At 73.8% G+C, this 15,862-nt stretch carries 15 protein-coding genes and 1 pseudogene; 10 read left to right on the top strand and 6 right to left on the bottom strand.

Annotated elements, in window-relative coordinates:
* Nucleotides 1–24: 24 nt before the first annotated feature.
* The gene (locus tag AC0VX0_RS09335) at nucleotides 25–294 is read right to left on the bottom strand and encodes a hypothetical protein (RefSeq protein ID WP_020624424.1); all 270 of its coding nucleotides are present in this window, start codon (nucleotides 292–294) and stop codon (nucleotides 25–27) included.
* A gap of 62 nt (nucleotides 295–356) precedes the next feature.
* Between AC0VX0_RS09335 and purD the strand changes: the two genes are divergently transcribed.
* Nucleotides 357–1,646 carry a phosphoribosylamine--glycine ligase gene (purD, locus tag AC0VX0_RS09330; protein ID WP_044658866.1) on the top strand — a complete coding sequence of 430 codons (1,290 nt, stop codon included), beginning with the start codon at nucleotides 357–359 and terminating at the stop codon, nucleotides 1,644–1,646.
* Complete coding sequence (locus tag AC0VX0_RS09325) at nucleotides 1,643–2,590, top strand: phosphoribosylaminoimidazolesuccinocarboxamide synthase (protein ID WP_044658867.1); 948 nt, start codon at nucleotides 1,643–1,645, stop codon at nucleotides 2,588–2,590. Before purD ends, AC0VX0_RS09325 begins: the two co-directional genes overlap by 4 nt.
* A gap of 65 nt (nucleotides 2,591–2,655) precedes the next feature.
* Here AC0VX0_RS09325 and AC0VX0_RS09320 read toward each other — a convergent pair whose 3' ends face one another.
* The 4 genes from AC0VX0_RS09320 to AC0VX0_RS09305 are packed head-to-tail and all read right to left on the bottom strand — an operon-like array spanning nucleotide 2,656 to nucleotide 9,555.
* Nucleotides 2,656–4,521, bottom strand: coding sequence for an ABC transporter ATP-binding protein (locus AC0VX0_RS09320; RefSeq protein WP_101966071.1), 1,866 nt, complete (start codon nucleotides 4,519–4,521; stop codon nucleotides 2,656–2,658).
* Nucleotides 4,518–6,356 (bottom strand): ABC transporter ATP-binding protein, encoded by a 1,839-nt coding sequence (locus AC0VX0_RS09315; protein WP_101966072.1) that lies wholly within the window; start codon nucleotides 6,354–6,356, stop codon nucleotides 4,518–4,520. The genes AC0VX0_RS09320 and AC0VX0_RS09315 overlap by 4 nt, the downstream gene beginning before the upstream one ends.
* Nucleotides 6,357–6,397: 41 nt before the next feature.
* A complete protein-coding gene (locus AC0VX0_RS09310) occupies nucleotides 6,398–7,366 on the bottom strand; it encodes a metallophosphoesterase (protein ID WP_036314271.1) in 969 nt (322 codons plus the stop codon).
* Nucleotides 7,367–7,371: 5 nt separating this feature from the next.
* Complete coding sequence (locus AC0VX0_RS09305; protein WP_036314273.1) at nucleotides 7,372–9,555, bottom strand: transglycosylase domain-containing protein; 2,184 nt, start codon at nucleotides 9,553–9,555, stop codon at nucleotides 7,372–7,374.
* A gap of 68 nt (nucleotides 9,556–9,623) precedes the next feature.
* On the opposite strand from AC0VX0_RS09305, the gene AC0VX0_RS09300 reads away from it, so the two are divergent.
* From AC0VX0_RS09300 to AC0VX0_RS09290, 3 genes are read left to right on the top strand one after another with little or no spacing between them, the layout of a single operon-like run.
* Nucleotides 9,624–9,791: a DUF4177 domain-containing protein gene (locus AC0VX0_RS09300; protein ID WP_010080276.1), complete on the top strand. Its 168-nt coding sequence runs from the start codon at nucleotides 9,624–9,626 to the stop codon at nucleotides 9,789–9,791.
* Nucleotides 9,788–10,288, top strand: coding sequence for a RidA family protein (locus AC0VX0_RS09295; protein ID WP_020628330.1), 501 nt, complete (start codon nucleotides 9,788–9,790; stop codon nucleotides 10,286–10,288). Before AC0VX0_RS09300 ends, AC0VX0_RS09295 begins: the two co-directional genes overlap by 4 nt.
* The gene (locus AC0VX0_RS09290; protein ID WP_044658871.1) at nucleotides 10,278–11,180 is read left to right on the top strand and encodes an NUDIX hydrolase; all 903 of its coding nucleotides are present in this window, start codon (nucleotides 10,278–10,280) and stop codon (nucleotides 11,178–11,180) included. Before AC0VX0_RS09295 ends, AC0VX0_RS09290 begins: the two co-directional genes overlap by 11 nt.
* 35 nt (nucleotides 11,181–11,215) lie before the next feature.
* Here AC0VX0_RS09290 and AC0VX0_RS09285 read toward each other — a convergent pair whose 3' ends face one another.
* Nucleotides 11,216–11,893, bottom strand: coding sequence for a Crp/Fnr family transcriptional regulator (locus AC0VX0_RS09285; RefSeq protein WP_002854021.1), 678 nt, complete (start codon nucleotides 11,891–11,893; stop codon nucleotides 11,216–11,218).
* Between the two features lie 174 nt (nucleotides 11,894–12,067).
* Between AC0VX0_RS09285 and AC0VX0_RS09280 the strand changes: the two are divergent.
* The 5 genes and pseudogenes from AC0VX0_RS09280 to AC0VX0_RS09260 all read left to right on the top strand — a co-directional run.
* Nucleotides 12,068–12,454: pseudogene (locus AC0VX0_RS09280) on the top strand (CvpA family protein); the annotation flags it as partial.
* A 478-nt stretch (nucleotides 12,455–12,932) separates the two neighbouring features.
* On the top strand, nucleotides 12,933–13,400 hold the full coding sequence (locus AC0VX0_RS09275) for a trypsin-like peptidase domain-containing protein (RefSeq protein WP_475452045.1): 468 nt from the start codon (nucleotides 12,933–12,935) through the stop codon (nucleotides 13,398–13,400).
* A 119-nt stretch (nucleotides 13,401–13,519) separates the two neighbouring features.
* The gene (locus AC0VX0_RS09270; protein ID WP_119217834.1) at nucleotides 13,520–15,163 is read left to right on the top strand and encodes a sodium-dependent transporter; all 1,644 of its coding nucleotides are present in this window, start codon (nucleotides 13,520–13,522) and stop codon (nucleotides 15,161–15,163) included.
* A gap of 3 nt (nucleotides 15,164–15,166) precedes the next feature.
* A complete protein-coding gene (locus AC0VX0_RS09265) occupies nucleotides 15,167–15,352 on the top strand; it encodes a methionine/alanine import family NSS transporter small subunit (protein ID WP_044658874.1) in 186 nt (61 codons plus the stop codon).
* A complete protein-coding gene (locus tag AC0VX0_RS09260; RefSeq protein WP_044658875.1) occupies nucleotides 15,324–15,806 on the top strand; it encodes a GntR family transcriptional regulator in 483 nt (160 codons plus the stop codon). The genes AC0VX0_RS09265 and AC0VX0_RS09260 overlap by 29 nt, the downstream gene beginning before the upstream one ends.
* The last annotated feature ends 56 nt before the right edge of the window (nucleotides 15,807–15,862 follow it).

Here is a 15,862-nt window from a genome sequence, read left to right as displayed (position 1 = left end):
CGGCCCTGGAGGGCCCAGCCCTGCTCAGCGGCGCCGCACGTACCGGGTGATCACCGCCGCGGCGACGGCGGCCAGCGCCAGCACGCCGAGCGCGGCGGGCAGGCTGAGGTCGCCGCGCTGGACGCCGAGCCCCCGCAGCGTCCAGAAGACGATCAGGGCGCACGTGAACATCACGCCGACGAACGTCCAGGCCGAGCGCAGCCCGGGTCCCAGCCCCGCGCCGGGCCGGTGGCGGGGGTCACGGGGGTCGCCGTCGTCGCCGGGCTGACCGTGGTGGAGGGGAGGCATCGTCATGCGCTCCACCGTAGGGGCCACGGGCCGGGCCGGGCCAGGGCCACCGCGTAGGCTTGAGGCTCGTGAAGACCCTTGTGCTCGGCAACGGCGGCCGCGAACACGCGCTGCTCACCGCCCTCTCCCGTGATCCGCAGGTCAGCGCCCTCCACGCGGCGCCCGGCAACGCCGGCATGGCCGACCTCGCCACCCTCCACGCCGTCGAGGCCACCAACCCGGCCGCCGTCGTGGAGCTCGCGCGCGAGCTGGGGGCCGACCTCGTCGTCGTCGGACCCGAGGCCCCGCTGGCCGCCGGCGTCTCCGACGCCCTGCGCGAGGCCGGGTTCGCCGTGTTCGGCCCCTCGCAGGCCGCCGCGCAGCTCGAGGCGTCCAAGGCCTTCGCCAAGGAGGTCATGGCCGCCGCGGGCGTGCCCACCGCCGGCTCCCGCGTGTGCACCACCGCCGCGGAGGCCGCCGCCGCCCTCGACGAGTTCGGCGCCCCGCACGTCGTCAAGGACGACGGTCTGGCCGCGGGCAAGGGCGTCGTGGTCACCTCCGACCGCGCCGAGGCCCTCGCCCACGCCGAGGCCTGCTTCGCCGCCGGCGGCACCGTGGTGATCGAGGACTTCCTGGACGGCCCCGAGGTCTCCCTCTTCGTGATCTGCGACGGCGAGGCCGCCGTCGCCCTCACCCCCGCCCAGGACTTCAAGCGCATCCACGACGGCGACGCCGGCCCCAACACCGGCGGCATGGGCGCGTACACGCCGCTGCCGTGGCTGCCCGAGGGCTTCACGGACGAGGTCATGGACCGCGTGGCCCGCCCCGTGCTCGCCGAGATGGCCCGCCGCGGCACCCCGTTCACGGGCGTGCTGTTCTGCGGCCTGGCCGTGACCGCCGAGGGCGTGGAGGTCATCGAGTTCAACGTGCGCTTCGGCGACCCCGAGACCCAGGCCGTGCTCGCCCGCCTCGAGACGCCCCTGGGCGGGCTGCTCGCCGACGCCGCGGCCGGCCGGCTCGGCGCGGACCGTCGACTCGAGTGGAGCGACGACGTCGCCGTGGACGTGGTCATGGCCTCGGCCGGCTACCCGGCCTCCTCCTCGAAGGGCGACGTGATCACCGGGCTGGCCGACGCGGCCGGCCTCGAGGGCGTGCACGTGATCCACGCGGGCACCGCGGTGTCCGGTGAGGACGTGGTGACGGCGGGCGGCCGGGTGCTGGCCGTCGTCGGGCGCGGGGCGGACCTGGCCCAAGCGCGCGAGCGCGCCTACGCGGGCGTCGAGCGCATCCGGTTCGACGGCGCCCAGTGGCGCACGGACATCGGACTCAAGGCCGAGCGCGGCGAGATCACCGTGCCGGGGACGGAGGGAGCGAAGTGAGCGGGGAGCGCGTGGGGTTCACGGGGGCCGAGGCCCTCGAGCTGCCGGGCTGGCGGCACGTCTACTCGGGCAAGGTGCGGGACCTGTACGAGCCCGCTGACGCCGAGCCGGGGCGGTCCGCGACGCTGCTCGTGGTGGCCTCCGACCGGATCAGCGCCTACGACCACGTGCTGGAGCCGCCGATCCCGGACAAGGGCGCCATCCTCACCCGGTTGACCCTGTGGTGGTTCGAGAAGCTGGCCGAGGGCTACAACGGGGCCCACGCCGAGCCGGTCGAGCACCACGTGGTGAGCACGGACGTGCCCGCGGCCGTGGCCGGGCGGGCGATGATCGTCAAGCGCCTGGACATGTTCCCCGTGGAGTGCATCGCCCGCGGCTACCTGACCGGCTCCGGCCTGGCCGAGTACCGCGCGTCGGGCACGGTGGCCGGCCTGCCGCTGCCCGCCGGGCTCGTGGACGGCTCGCGGGTCGACCCGCCGATCTTCACGCCGTCCGCGAAGGCCGAGGTCGGCGAGCACGACGAGAACATCACGTTCGAGCAGATGGTCGAGCGCGTGGGCACCGAGGCCGCCGAGCGCCTGCGGTTCCTCACCCTGGACCTGTACGCCCGCGCCGAGGCGATCGCCCGCGAGGCCGGCATCATCCTGGCGGACACGAAGGTCGAGTTCGGTGTGGACCCTGCCACCGGCCAGGTGGTGCTGGGCGACGAGGTCCTCACCCCGGACTCCTCCCGGTTCTGGGACGCCGAGGACTACGAGCCCGGCCGCCCCCAGGCGAGCTTCGACAAGCAGTTCGTCCGCGACTGGCTCACGGGCCCCGACTCCGGTTGGGACAAGACCAGCGGGGAGGCCCCGCCGGCGCTGCCCGCCGACGTCGTGGCCAAGACCCGCGACCGCTACGTGGAGGCGTACGAGCGCCTGACGGGCCGCCCCTTCGACGCCTGACCCGGACTTTCGAACGTGGGGTAGGCCCTCTGCCACGTTCGAAAGCGCGTCGGGCGCGCCACCCGTCAGGCGAGCGAGTCCTCCCAGGCCCGGTGCAGCGCCGCGAACCGCCCGTCGGCCGCCACCAGCTCGGCGGGGCTGCCGTCCTCGACAATCCGGCCGTCGTGCATCACGAGCACCCGGTCGGCGGTCTCGACGGTGCTGAGCCGGTGGGCGATGATCAGTGCCGTCCGGTTCCCCAACAGCCGCTCCAGCCCGGCCTGCACGAGTCGCTCGCTCGGCAGGTCCAGCGACGACGTCGCCTCGTCCAGGATCAGCACGGCGGGGTCCGCGAGGAACGCCCGCGCGAACGACACGAGCTGCCGCTGTCCCGCGCTCAGCCGCCCGCCGCGCTTGGCGACGTCGGTCGCGTAGCCCTCGGGCAGCCCCAGGATGAAGTCGTGCGCCCCCACCGCCCGGGCGGCCGCCTGGATCTCGGCCTCGGTGGCGTCGGGCCGGCCGAGGGCGATGTTCTCCGCGATCGACCCGGAGAACAGGAACGCCTCCTGGGTCACCATCACCACGTTGCGCCGCAGATCCGCCTGGCTGAGCTCGCGCAGCTCCACCCCGTCCAGCGTCAGCGAGCCGGCAGAGACGTCGTAGAACCGGGCGATGAGCTTGGCCAGCGTCGACTTGCCCGCACCCGTCTGGCCCACCACGGCCACGGTCTGCCCGGCCGGGATCACGAGGTCGAACTCCGGCAGCACCACCCGGTCCGGTCCGTAGCTGAACACCGCGTCCCGGAACTCCACCCGCCCGGACGCCACGCCCGTCCCCGGAGCGTCGGCCCCGGGCAGCGGCGTGGGCTCGGCGGCCTCCACCACGGTGGGCTCCTCCTCGAGCAGGCCGGAGACCTTCTCGAGCGCCGCCGTCGCGGACTGCAGCGACGAGTAGAACATCGCCACCATCTCCATGGGCTGGAACACGCGCCGTCCGGCCAGCAGGAGCGCCACGAGCACCCCCACCTCGAGGTCGCCGTCGAGGACGCGCAGGCCCCCGGTCACGAGCAGCGCCGCCACCGTCAGGTTGCCCGTCGCCACGAGCACCGGCTGCAGGATGCCGAACAGGTTGAGCGTGGCCACCATGTCGTCCCGGTAGGCCGTGGCCAAGTCGCGGTACCGCGCGTCGTTGTCCCGTTCCCGCCGGAAGGCCTGGACCGCGCGGATGCCGGTCATGGTCTCCACGAAGTGCACGATCGACCGCGCCGAGGACACCCGTGACCGCCGGTACGCCTCCTCGGACCGCACCTGGTACCAGCGCGTCACGATCGCCACCGGCACGGCCGCGCCCAGCAGCACGAGGAACGACGGCGGGTCCAGCAGCAGGATGGACGCCGCGGTGAACGACATGAACATCAGCCCGGACACGAGCGAGGACACGCCCTGGTCCAGCAGCTCCCGCAGCGCCTCCAGGTCCGAGGTCTGCCGCGAGATCACCCGCCCGGACGTGTACCGCTCGTGGAAGCCGAGGCTCAGCCGCTGCGTGTGCCGGAACACGCGCAGCCGCAGGCTCAGCAGCATGGCCTGGCTCGCCCGCGCGGTGAGCCACGTGTACGCCCCCAGGAGGCCGCCGGAGATGAGGGCCGCCGCCACGTACGCCCCGCCCACGGGGACGAGGATGGGCCAGACGGATTCGCCGGCCCGCACGGCCTCGACGACGCGCGGCAGCTCCGCGTCGATCGCCCAGGCGATGATCAGCGGCCCGGCCGCCCGCGCCGCGTTGGACACGAGCACGAAGACCACGGTGAGCAGCAGCGTCCCCCGGACCGGCCGCGCGAGCTCGCCGAGCAGGCGGAAGGATCGGCGCCGGATGTGGCGGCGCTCCGCGCGGGTGTAGTCGAGGTCCTCTTCGGCCCCCACGCCGCGCACGCGGCTCACGTCGGCGGCGCTCATGCCTGCTCCTCCGGTCGGCTCGAGATGATGTGCCGGTACACGGCGCTGCGGGCCAGCAGTTCGGGGTGCGTCCCCACGTCCTCGATCCGCCCGTCCGCCAGCACCGCGACCCGGTCCGCGAGGGCCACGGTGGAGGGACGGTGCGCCATGATCAGGGTGGTCGTCCCGTCGAGGACCTCGCGCAGGCGCGCGGTCACGGCCTCCTCGGTGCGCACGTCGAGGGCGGAGAGGGGGTCGTCCAGCACGAGCACGTCCGGGCGTGCCGCGATCGCGCGGGCGAGGGCGATCCGCTGGCGCTGTCCGCCGGAGAGGCTGAGGCCCTCCTCGCCGATCTCGGTCTCGACGCCGTCCGCCAGGTCCGCCACGAAGCCCGCCTGCGCGGTCTCGAGCGCGAGGTCGAGCAGGGCGTCCGCCGCGGGGGAGTGGAGGCCGTCCGCGAGCACGTCCGCCGGGGCGCCGAGCAGCACGTTCTGCCGGATGGTCGCGGAGAACAGCGTGGCGTCCTCGAATGCCACGGACACCCGCCGGCGCAGCTCCTCGAGCGGCATCCGGCGCACGTCCATCCCGTCCACGCAGACGGAGCCCGCCGTGACGTCGAGCAGCCGGGGGACCAGCTGCAGCAGCGTCGACTTGCCGGCGCCGGTCGCGCCGACCAGGGCCATCGTCTCGCCGGGCACCAGCTCGAGGTCGACGCCGTCGAGCAGGTCGCGCTCCCCGCGCCCCGGGTCCGCGTCCGGCCAGCGGAAGCGCACCCCGCGGAACGCGAGCGCGCCGGTGGCCGGGGGCACGACGGCGGCCTCCCCGGTGGGCGAGGCGATGTCCACGGGCGTGGCGAGGACGTCCACGTGGCGGTCGATCGCCGTGCGGGCCGAGAGCGTCATGCCCATCAGCTGGCCCACCGACTCGACCGGCCCGGCCAGCACGGCCGCGGTGGCGAAGTAGGCGGCGAGCGCGCCCACCGTCAGCTCCCCGGTCGCCACGAGCCACAGGCCCAGGGCGAGGCCCAGGCCCAGCACCGTCTCCGGCAGGGCCACGATGAGCGCGATGAACCGGGCCAGCACCGAGGCCTTGTGCACCTCGGTGCCCTGCAGCGTGCGGGCGCGCCCGCGGAAGCCGTCGAGGGCGTGCGCGCCGCGGCCGAACGCCTTGAGGACGCGGATGCCGTGCACCGACTCCTCGACGGACGTGGCGAGGTCCCCGGCCTGGTCCTGGGAGAGCCGGGACGCGGCGCGGAAGTCGTTGCGGAACCCGAACGACGCCCACATGATCGGCACGGCCGCGGCGAGGTAGAGCAGGGCCAGCTGCCAGGACAGCAGGAACAGCAGGACGAGGCCGACGGCGATGGTCACCACGTCCACCACGAGCATGACCGAGCCGAACGCGATCCACCGCCGCAGCAGCGAGAGGTCGCCCTGGGCCCGGGAAAGCAGCTGCCCCGAGGGCCACGCGTCGTGGAACGCCACCGGCAGGCGCTGGAGCCGTTCGAACAGGGCGATGCGCGCCCGGTTCTCCACCCCGGCGGCCGGCGGGAGGATGAAGTACCGGCGCAGGCCGATGAACGCGGCCTCGGCGAGGCCGAGCACGGTGAGCAGGCCGGCGGCCCGCCACACGTCCGCGCGGGAGTCGGGGGAGGAGGGCCCGGCGAGCACAGTCTGCGTGAACACGGTGTCCACGAGCAGGTGGATGACCTGCGGGATGGCCAGGGCCACGAGGCCCGCCGCCGTGGCCGAGGCGAGCCCGAGCACCCAGCGCGCCCGCACGCCCTCGAGGTACGGTGCGATCCCGCCCAGGGCGTCACGCAGGGACGAGGCGGCGGGAGAGGTGGCGCGGGTCACGGGGCTCCACTGTACCCGCGGCCGCGGACGGGACAGGCGGCTCAGCCCCGCGGGACCAGGTCCAGCACCACGGCCTCGGGCCGGCACGCGAACCGCACGGGCGCGGACGGCGCGGTCCCCAGGCCGGCCGACACCTCGAGGGGGACGGTCCGCCCCGCGGCCGTCCACGTCGAGACCCCGGAGGCCTGTCGGCGGGGCAGGTCGCAGTTGGTGACGAGCGCGCCGAGGAACGGCACGCACACCTGCCCGCCGTGGGTGTGGCCGGCGAGCAGCAGGTCGGCGCCGTCGGCGGTCATGGCGTCCAGCACGCGGCGGTACGGGGCGTGGGTGACGCCCAGCCGGAACCGCCCGTCGTCGCCGGGCCGCCCGGCGCCGTCGTCGGGCGCGGAGCCGGGGAAGCCGGCCCAGGCGTCCAGACCGAGGTGCGGGTCGTCGGTGCCGGCGGCGAGGACCTCGAGCGTGGTCCCGGCGCGGGTCGGCACGGCCAGAGCGGCGCCCCGGTTCGTCAGGTCGGCCCAGCCGGCGGCGCGGAACGCGCCGAACAGGACGTCGGAGGGAAGCCGGGGCCGGTCCGCGTCCATGCGCGAGGGGCCCGCGAAGTACCGGAGGGGGTTGGCCGCCTTGGGCGCGTAGTAGTCGTTGGAGCCGGGCACGAACACGCCGGGCCGCGCCAGCAGCGGCCCGAGAGCGTCGAGCACGAGCGGCACCGACGCCGCGGCGGACACGTTGTCACCCGTGTTGACCACGAGGTCCGGCTCGAGTGCATCCAATCCGCGCAGCCACGCCCGCTTGGCCCGGTGCCGGGGCAGCAGGTGGATGTCCGAGAGGTGCAGCACCCGCAGCGGCGCCGACCCGGCCGGCAGCACGGCCAGTCGGTGCGTGCGCACCGTCCGGGCCTCGGCCTCGGCGAGGCCCCAGGCCAGGCCGAGGCCCGCCGTCGCGGCCAGCCCGGCGGCGGCAGGCGCTGCGGCGCGGAACATGCGCCGGGCGGGGGAGGCGGCGGGGCGCATCGCGGTCAGAAGCCCGGGACCGCCTGGGGCTGCGGCCCGCCCCGGTCCAGGTCGTCGATGGTGAACTGGCGTCCGTCCGGGTGCTCGCCGGCCTCGCCCGGGTCCTCCGACTGCGGGCCGTCCCACTCGGGCAGTTCACCCGGCGGGAACTTCTCCTTGGCCAACTGGTTGTACTCGAGCCAGGACGGGCCGTTGATGGAGGTCGAGTAGAACGGGTTGCGGACCTCGCCGTTGACGGTCTCGCCCGTCATGGACTTCAGGTTGTTGTAGCGGCCGGTCCACACGGCGGTGGCCAGCTTGCTGGTGAATCCGACGAACCACGTGGAGGACACGTTGTCGTTCGTGCCCGTCTTGCCGCCGAACTCGTAGCCGGCGCCCTCCTCGGCGATGTTGAAGCCGCCGATGTGGCGCAGGACCGGCATCAGCTCCCGGACGTGGTCCGGGTCGATGACCTGATCGCACTGCGGGTCGGCGACGTCGTACTGGTTGCCGGCGGTGTCCGTGACCTCCAGGATGGCGCGCGGCTCGCAGTACAGGCCGTTCGCGGCGATGGCGGCGTACGCGCCGGCCAGGGACAGCGGTGCCACCGAGTCCTTGCCGAGCAGGAAGGACGGGTCGTCCGGCTGCAGCGGGGAGCTGTCCAGGGCGCGGGTGATGCCCAGCTGGGTGGTGAGGCTCGTGATGTCGCACAGGTCCAGCTGGTACGCGGTGGCGACGGTCGGGGTGTTCACGGACCAGAAGAGGCCCTCGTCCACGCGCACCTGCCGCAGCATGTCGGGGATCACGTTCTTGAACTGCCAGGTGCCGCCGATCGTGGTGTAGCCGCCCGGGCGGCACGAGGCCGCGAAGCGCGTGCCCGTGGGGTAGACGTTCCGGGAGGCGTCCACGGAGTCGACCAGGCGGTTGCCGTTGCGCAGCCACGTCAGGGCCACGAAGGGCTTGAGCGTGGAGCCGGCCTGGAAGCCCTGGCCGCCGCCCCACTGCTTGTCCACATTGAAGTTCAGCGAGGTGTGGCCGAGTTCGTCCTGGATGGCGTACTCGGTGTTCTGGGCCATGGTGCGGATGTTGCCGGTGCCGGCCTCCACCGAGGTGAGCGCGTGGCCGGCGCCCAGCGACTCGTTGTTGGGCACGGAGGCGCGCAGGTTCTTCTCGGTCTCCTTCTGGAGCGTCGAGTCGATCGTCGTGCGGATGGTGAGTCCGCCGCGGTCCAGCAGGGCCTGGCGGGACTGGACGTCCGGGCCGAACGTGGGGTCGGCGAGGATCTGCCGCTCCACGTAGTCGCAGAAGTAGGCGCCGAACTTGGCGTAGAGGCAGCCCGAGGGGCGGGACTCCATCACCACCTCCATCGGCTGGGCGACGGCGTGGTCGTACTCCTCCTGGGAGAGGTAGCCGTTGTCCTTCATCGCGTTCAGCACGAGGTTGCGCCGCTCCGTGGCCTCCTCCGGATTGCGGGCCGGGTTGAACCGGGTGGGGGACTGGACCATGCCGGCCAGCGTGGCGGCCTCCCAGCTCTCCAGGTCGGCGGCGGACTTGCCGAACACGTACTGCGAGGCGGCCTCGACGCCGTAGGCGCGGCCGGAGAACAGCACGATGTTGAGGTAGCCCTCGAGGATCTCGTCCTTCGACATCTGCTTCTCGACGGCGACGGCGAGCTTGATCTCCTTGACCTTGTCCGCGATGTTCTTGGAGCCGGAGAGGGTGAGGCGGGAGTCGCCGCGGATCTGCTGCACGTTCACCAGCATGTTGTTCACGAACTGCTGGGTGAGGGTGGAGGCGCCCTGCGTGGAGTCGGAGGTGGCGTTGTTCACGGTCGCGCGGATGAGGCCGCGCGCGTCCACGCCGTCGTGATCGTAGAAGCGCTCGTCCTCGATGGCCACGATCGCGTGCTGCATGTGCTTTGAGATCTCGTCCAGTGGGACCGGGGTGCGGTTCTCCTCGTAGAAGACGGCGATCTCCTCACCGTCCTCCGAGAGGATGCGCGACGGCACGGAGACCGGCTCCGTGGGCAGCTCGTCCGGCAGCTCGTCCAGCATCTCCCGACCCGACGCGGCGGCGACACCGGCCAGGCCCGCGACGGGCAGCAGGAGGGCCGCCACGAGCAGGCCGGCCAGCGCCGAGAGGCCCACGAAGGCGAGGAGGCGGCCGGGGGCGCTCGAGGGCGCGGGGAAGCGGGTCGTGCGGGAGGCCATGGGCGCGAGTGTAGCGCGGGCGCCTGGGACCTCTTCCGGGGTCCGCACCGGTGGCTAGGGTGGGTCCCATGACTCAGCAGACGCAGTGGGAGTACGCCACGATCCCCCTCCTCATCCACGCGACCAAGCAGATCCTCGACCAGTGGGGCGAGGACGGCTGGGAGCTCGTCACGGTGATCCCGGGCCCCGAGGGGAACAACCCCGTGGCCTACCTCAAGCGTCCGAAGGCGGCGTGAACGTGACGGAGCAGTCCTCGGCCCCCACCTGGGGCGACGGCGCCGTCGCGGCCCGCCTCGCGGAGCTCGGCATCGACCGACCCGCCGTCGCGGCGCCGGTCGGCTCCTACGTCCCGGCGCTGCGGGACGGCGACCTCGTGCTGACCTCCGGCCAGCTCCCCTTCGTGGCCGGCGCCCTGCCCGCCACCGGCAAGGTGGGCGCGGAGGTCACCCCCGAACGCGCCCAGGAGCTCGCGCGGGCATGCGCCGTGAACGCGGTGGCCGCGGTGCACGAGCTGGTGGGCGACCTGGACCGGGTCGCCCAGGTCGTCAAGGTCGTCGGCTTCGTGGCCTCCGACCCCGCGTTCACCGGTCAGCCCGGCGTGGTGAACGGCGCCTCGGACGTGCTGGCCGAGATCTTCGGCGAGGCCGGCCGCCACGCGCGCTCCGCCGTCGGCGTGGCCGTGCTGCCCATGGACGCTCCCGTCGAGGTGGAGATCACCGTCCGTGTCCGCTGACCCGGCCGGCCTGCTGCTGCCGGTCCCGGGGCAGGAGGAGGACCTCACCCGCCAGTGGCTGGACCGGCGCTTCCGCCAGGTCCGCCCCGCCCGGCCCGGGTCGTCCGTCGTGCTCGTGCGGGACGGCGACGACGGCCCGGAGGTCTTCCTCCGTCACCGCGCGGGACGCACCCCGCTCGGCCGCGTGGGTCTGCCCGGCGGCGCGCTCATCGAGTCCGACGCCGACTCCTGCCCGTGGTACGGGCCCGAGCCCTCCCAGTGGGCCCGCACGTTCGGGACCACGGACCGGCGGCGTGCGCGGCAGCACGTGGTGGCCGCCGTCCGTGAGCTCCACGACGAGGCCGGAGTGCTCCTCGCCGGTCGCTCCGACACGGACGTCGTGTCCACGGCGCGCATCGAGACCTGGGGCGGGGGCCGCAGCTCCCTCGAGGAGGGCTCGGAGAGTCTGCCCCATCTGCTGGCCGCGCGTGGCCTCGGGGTGCGCGCCGACCTGCTGCGCCCCGTCATGCGCTGGCGATCCGCGCCCCACGTCCACCGACGCTTCGACACGGCCGTGTTCGCCACGATGACCCCACCGCTGCAGTCCGCGCCGGCATCCGAGGAACCCGGTCCCGAACTTCAGGCGTGGGTGCCCGCGCGTCGCGCGCTCGCCGGCCCACTGCGGCTGCCCGGACCCGCCGGGGCGGAGGGCACGGCACCCTTCGACCAGGTGGCGACCCCGCTGACGCAGGTGATCGTGCGTCGGGTCGCGGCGCACCGGACGGCCGCCGCCTTCCTGCTCTCCGTCACGCCCTGTGTCCGGCGTGGTCCCGTGCCGGAATACCATCTGGTCACCGAGGCCGGCGACGACGGCACCCCCCGGATGCGCGTGGAGCGGGCCACCCGGGACTGACCGGGGTGGCCCGCTCCACGGCAGGGCGGGGGGCGTCAGCGCGAACGCTGACGCAGACGCTGCAGGTCCAGGATGACCACGGCGCGGTTCTCCAGGCGGATCCAGCCGCGCTGGACGAACTCGGCCAGGGCCTTGTTCACGGTCTCGCGGGACGCGCCCACCAGCTGGGCGAGCTCCTCCTGCGTGAGGTCGTGCGCCACCAGCAGGCCGTCCGCGGCCGGCCGGCCGAAGCGGTCCGCGAGGTCCAGGAGCGCCTTGGCCACGCGGCCCGGCACGTCCGAGAACACCAGGTCCGCCAGGGACTCGTTGGTCTTGGACAGGCGCTGGGCCAGGGCCTGGAGCAGCTGGACCGACACATCCGGCGACGAGGCGATGGCGCGGCGCAGGTTCTCATGGCGCAGACCGGCCAGGCGCGTGGCGGACACCGCGGTGGCGGTGGCGTTGCGCGGGGCGGGGTTGAACAGGGCCATCTCGCCGAAGATCTCGCCGGGGCCGAGCACGGCCACGAGGTTCTCGCGGCCGTCCGAAGCGGTGCGGCCGAGCTTGATCTTGCCGGACATGATCACGTACAGCTGATCGCCCTGGTCGCCCTCGTGGAACGCGGACGCGCCGCGGGAGAGCTCCACCTCGGTCAGCTCCGAGGTGAGGATGGCGAACACCTCGTCGTCCAGGTTGGTGAACAGCGGAGCCTTCCGCAGAACCTCGAGATCCATGTGTGCGTGTCCTCTCTGTGGCCAGTTCCTCACACCGCGGCGGAGGAGCCGCCCGGTTCACTGGCGTCCATTGTGCCCCATACCCCCGTGCGGGCCGATACCCTGGATCCTCCACCGGGCGCGCGGGCGGTCCCCGTGCGTGGCCGGTGCCGTCGCATCCGAAGGAGGTCGCCCATGCCGCTGGGTCTGACGTGGCTGGACGTCCTGCTCATCGTCGCGCTCGCGATGCTCCTGGTCCAGGGCCACCGTCGCGGCCTGTGGGTGGTGCTGGGCAACCTCGTCGGCCTGGTCGGCGGTGCCGCGATCGCGTTCTACGCCCTGCCGGAGGTGGCGGAGTTCGTCACCGCGCCGCAGTGGCGGTGGGCCGCGCTGATCGCCACCCTCGTCCTGCTCGTGGCGGCGGGCCAGTACGTGGGCGCCGCCATCGGCGAGGCGATCCGGCTGCGCGTGAACCTGCCGGCCCTGCGACTCGTCGACCGCCTGCTCGGCGCGCTCGCCGCCGGTCTCGCGGGCGCCCTCGTCCTCTGGCTCGTGGCGTTCTCCATCGCGGCCTCCGGCTCCACCGCGGTCACCCGTGAGGTGAACCGCTCGCAGGTGATCACGGCGCTGGACACCGTGATGCCCGACTCGCTCCTGGCCTGGGCCGCCCGCTCGCGCTCCGCCGTCGCCGACCTGGACGTGCTGCCGGAGCTCGAGCTGCCCGCCCCCGTCCCGGAGTCCGACGACGGCGTCCGCGCCGCCCCGGCCCCGGCCGCGACGCCGGGTCTGCCCTCGGCCGCCTCCTCCCCGTCCGACACCGCGACGTCCGCCCCGCCCCCGACGTCCGCCGCGCCGTCGGCCACGACGACCGCCCCCGCCTCGTCGACGTCGACGGCCGCCCCCTCGACTCCCGCCGCCTCCTCGGCGTCGGCCGCCGTCGTCCGGCTGACCGGGACGGCCGCGCAGTGCAACCAGGTGCAGAGCGGCTCGGGCGTGGCCGTGGCCCCGGACCGCGTGCTCACGAACGCGCACGTGGTCCTCGGCGTGGACGCCCCCCACCGTGACGGACCGCGCCCGCGGCGTGCACGCGGCGCGGATCGTCCACCTGGACACGGCGCACGACCTCGCCGTCCTGGCGGTCGACGACGCGAACCTGCCCGTCATGCCGGTCGGCGCCGAGCTGACGGGCGGCGCGTCGGCCTCCGTCCTGGGCTATCCCGACGGCGGCCCGTTCGCCTCCACCCCCGCGACCGTGCAGGCCGTCGGCGAGGTGCCGCTCGGCGACGTCCTGACCGGTGCCGCGAGCATGGTGGACGTCTACACCCTCGCGGCGGACATCCGCCACGGCTACTCGGGCGGCCCGGTGGTGGACGCCGCCGGGAACCTGGCCGGTCTGGTGTTCGCCCGGGCCCCGGGCTCGGACGCCGTCGGCTACGCCCTGACGGCGGACACCATCGCCCCCGTCGTCGCCGCGGCCCCGGGGATGACGGCCACGGTCCCCTCGGGGGACTGCGTCCCGGGCGGCTGAGCCGGCGCCGCGCCACGCGCCTGACGCCCGCATTCCGGACCGGACTGTCCGGCAACGGCCCGCGTCGACTATTGTGGCATCCGTCACACTCGAGTTTCCCCGACCCTCGGAGGTCCTGCATGTCCAGCACCGTCTCCGCGCCCGCCACGGCGCCGAAGCGCACCCGGGAGGAGTTCGCCGGCCGGTGGGCCTTCATCCTGGCGGCCATCGGCTCCGCCGTGGGCCTCGGCAACATCTGGCGCTTCCCCTACGTCGCCTATGAGAACGGCGGCGGCGCGTTCGTCATCCCCTACCTGATCGCGCTGCTCACCGCGGGCATCCCGCTCCTGTTCTTCGACTACGCGATCGGCCACCGCTTCCGCGGCTCCGCGCCGCTGGCGTTCCGGCGCCTGTCCCGGTGGACCGAGACCGTCGGCTGGTGGCAGGTGCTCATCTGCGTCGTCATCGGGATCTACTACGCTGCGATCATCGGCTGGGCGATCATGTACACCTGGTTCTCCGTGGACCAGCGGTGGGGCGACGACCCGGAGACCTTCCTCATGGGCGACTACCTGCGGGTCGCCGACGACCCGTCCCCGTCCTTCGACGTCGTCTCGGGCGTCTTCTGGCCCATGCTCGCCGTCTGGGTGATCACGCTGCTCATCATGGGCTTCGGCGTGCGCCGGGGCGTGGCCCTGGCCTCGATGGTCGGCATCCCGCTGCTCATCGTGATGTTCCTGGTCCTCGTCGGCATCGCCCTCACCCTGCCGGGCGCCGCCCAGGGCCTGGACGCGCTGTTCACGCCGAACTGGGCCGCGCTCGCGGACCCGGGCGTCTGGATCGCCGCCTACGGTCAGATCTTCTTCTCGCTGTCCGTCGGCTTCGGCATCATGATCACCTACGCCTCCTACCTCAACCGCCGCACGAACCTCACCGGCTCCGGCCTGGTCGTCGGCTTCTCCAACTCGGGCTTCGAGATCCTGGCCGGCATCGGCGTGTTCTCCGCCCTGGGCTTCATGGCGCAGGCCTCCGGCGTGTCCGTGTCCGAGGTGGCCGGCAGCGGCATCGGCCTGGCGTTCATCGCCTTCCCCACCCTGATCTCGCAGGCCCCGCTCGGCGCTCTGATCGGCGTGCTGTTCTTCGGCTCGCTCGTGGTCGCCGGCTTCACCTCGCTGATCTCGATCCTCGAGGTCGTCATCTCCGCCGTGAAGGACAAGCTCGGCTGGGGCCGCTGGACGGCCACGATCGTCGTGATCGGCCTGTCCGGGGTGGTCTCCCTCGCCCTGTTCTCCACCACCACGGGCCTGCAGATGCTCGACACCATGGACGCGTTCGCCAACAACTTCGGCATCGTGGGCGCGGCGCTCCTGTCGGTGCTCCTGGTCACCGGTGCGCTGGGCTCGGCCCGCCGCATCACGGCGCACCTCAACGCCGTCTCCTCCTTCAAGGTCGGCCGCGGGTACGTGCTGCTGATCGGCGTGCTCATGCCGATCGTGCTCGCCTACATCTGGCTCTCCTGGATCATGAAGGTGATCGCGGAGGGCTATGAGGGCTACCCGGGCGACTTCCTCGGCGTCTTCGGCTGGGGCATCGCGCTCGGCTCCGTCGCCCTGGCCGTCCTGCTCTCCCTGATCCCGTGGTCCCGCAAGTCCAACCTCTACGCGGAGGACCTGGACAGCGAGATCCACGGCGACCTCATCCCGCACAACGCCGTGCCCGAGGGCACCGTCCCCACCGGCGCCCTGCCGGTGGTGCCCGTGGCCACCACCCGGAAGGAGCTCTGACCGATGAGCACCGCAGCGATCGTCATGATGTCCCTGGCCATCCTCCTGGTGTGGGGCGGCCTCGCGGTCTCCGCCATCCACCTGCTCCGCCACCCGGACGACTCCTCGGGCGACCTCGCCATCGAGGACGACCTGGCCCCCGCCGTGTGGGAGCGCGAGGATGGCCTTCTCGACGCGCAGCACCGGTGAGACGATGAGGGCCACCGGTCCGTCCGCGGCGGCCCCGTCCGCAGCCCCGGTCGCCGGCGGGGCCGCGGGCGTGGTCTCCACCTCCCTGCCGGTCGTGGCGGTGGACGGGAGCCTGCCGACCCCGCCCTACCGGCAGATCGTGGACGCGGTCCTGGCCGGCGTCACCTCCGGATCCCTCGCCCGCGGGGACCGACTGCCGCCCGTGCGCGCGCTCGCCGCCGAGCTCGGCGTGGCACCGGGCACCGTGGCCCGGGCCTACAAGGAGCTCGAGGCGCACGGCACCATCCGCACCCGGGGGCGCGCGGGCACGTTCGTGGCCGCCTCGGCCGACGCCCGCGCGGACGCCGCGCACCAGGCGGTGCGCCGCTGTCTCGACACCCTGCTCGAGCGCCTCGGCTACACGCCCGACGAGGCCGTGGAGCTGGTCCGCCGGGACGCAGCCGCCCGCGCCTGAGCCGGGCCCGCCCACCGACGACGCCGCCCCGGACCGCACGCAGCGTGCGGTCCGGG

Source organism: Micrococcus sp. iso_26, assembly GCF_056172975.1.
Note: the sequence above shows the minus strand (reverse complement) of the source record. Positions and strands in the feature narration are given on the sequence as shown.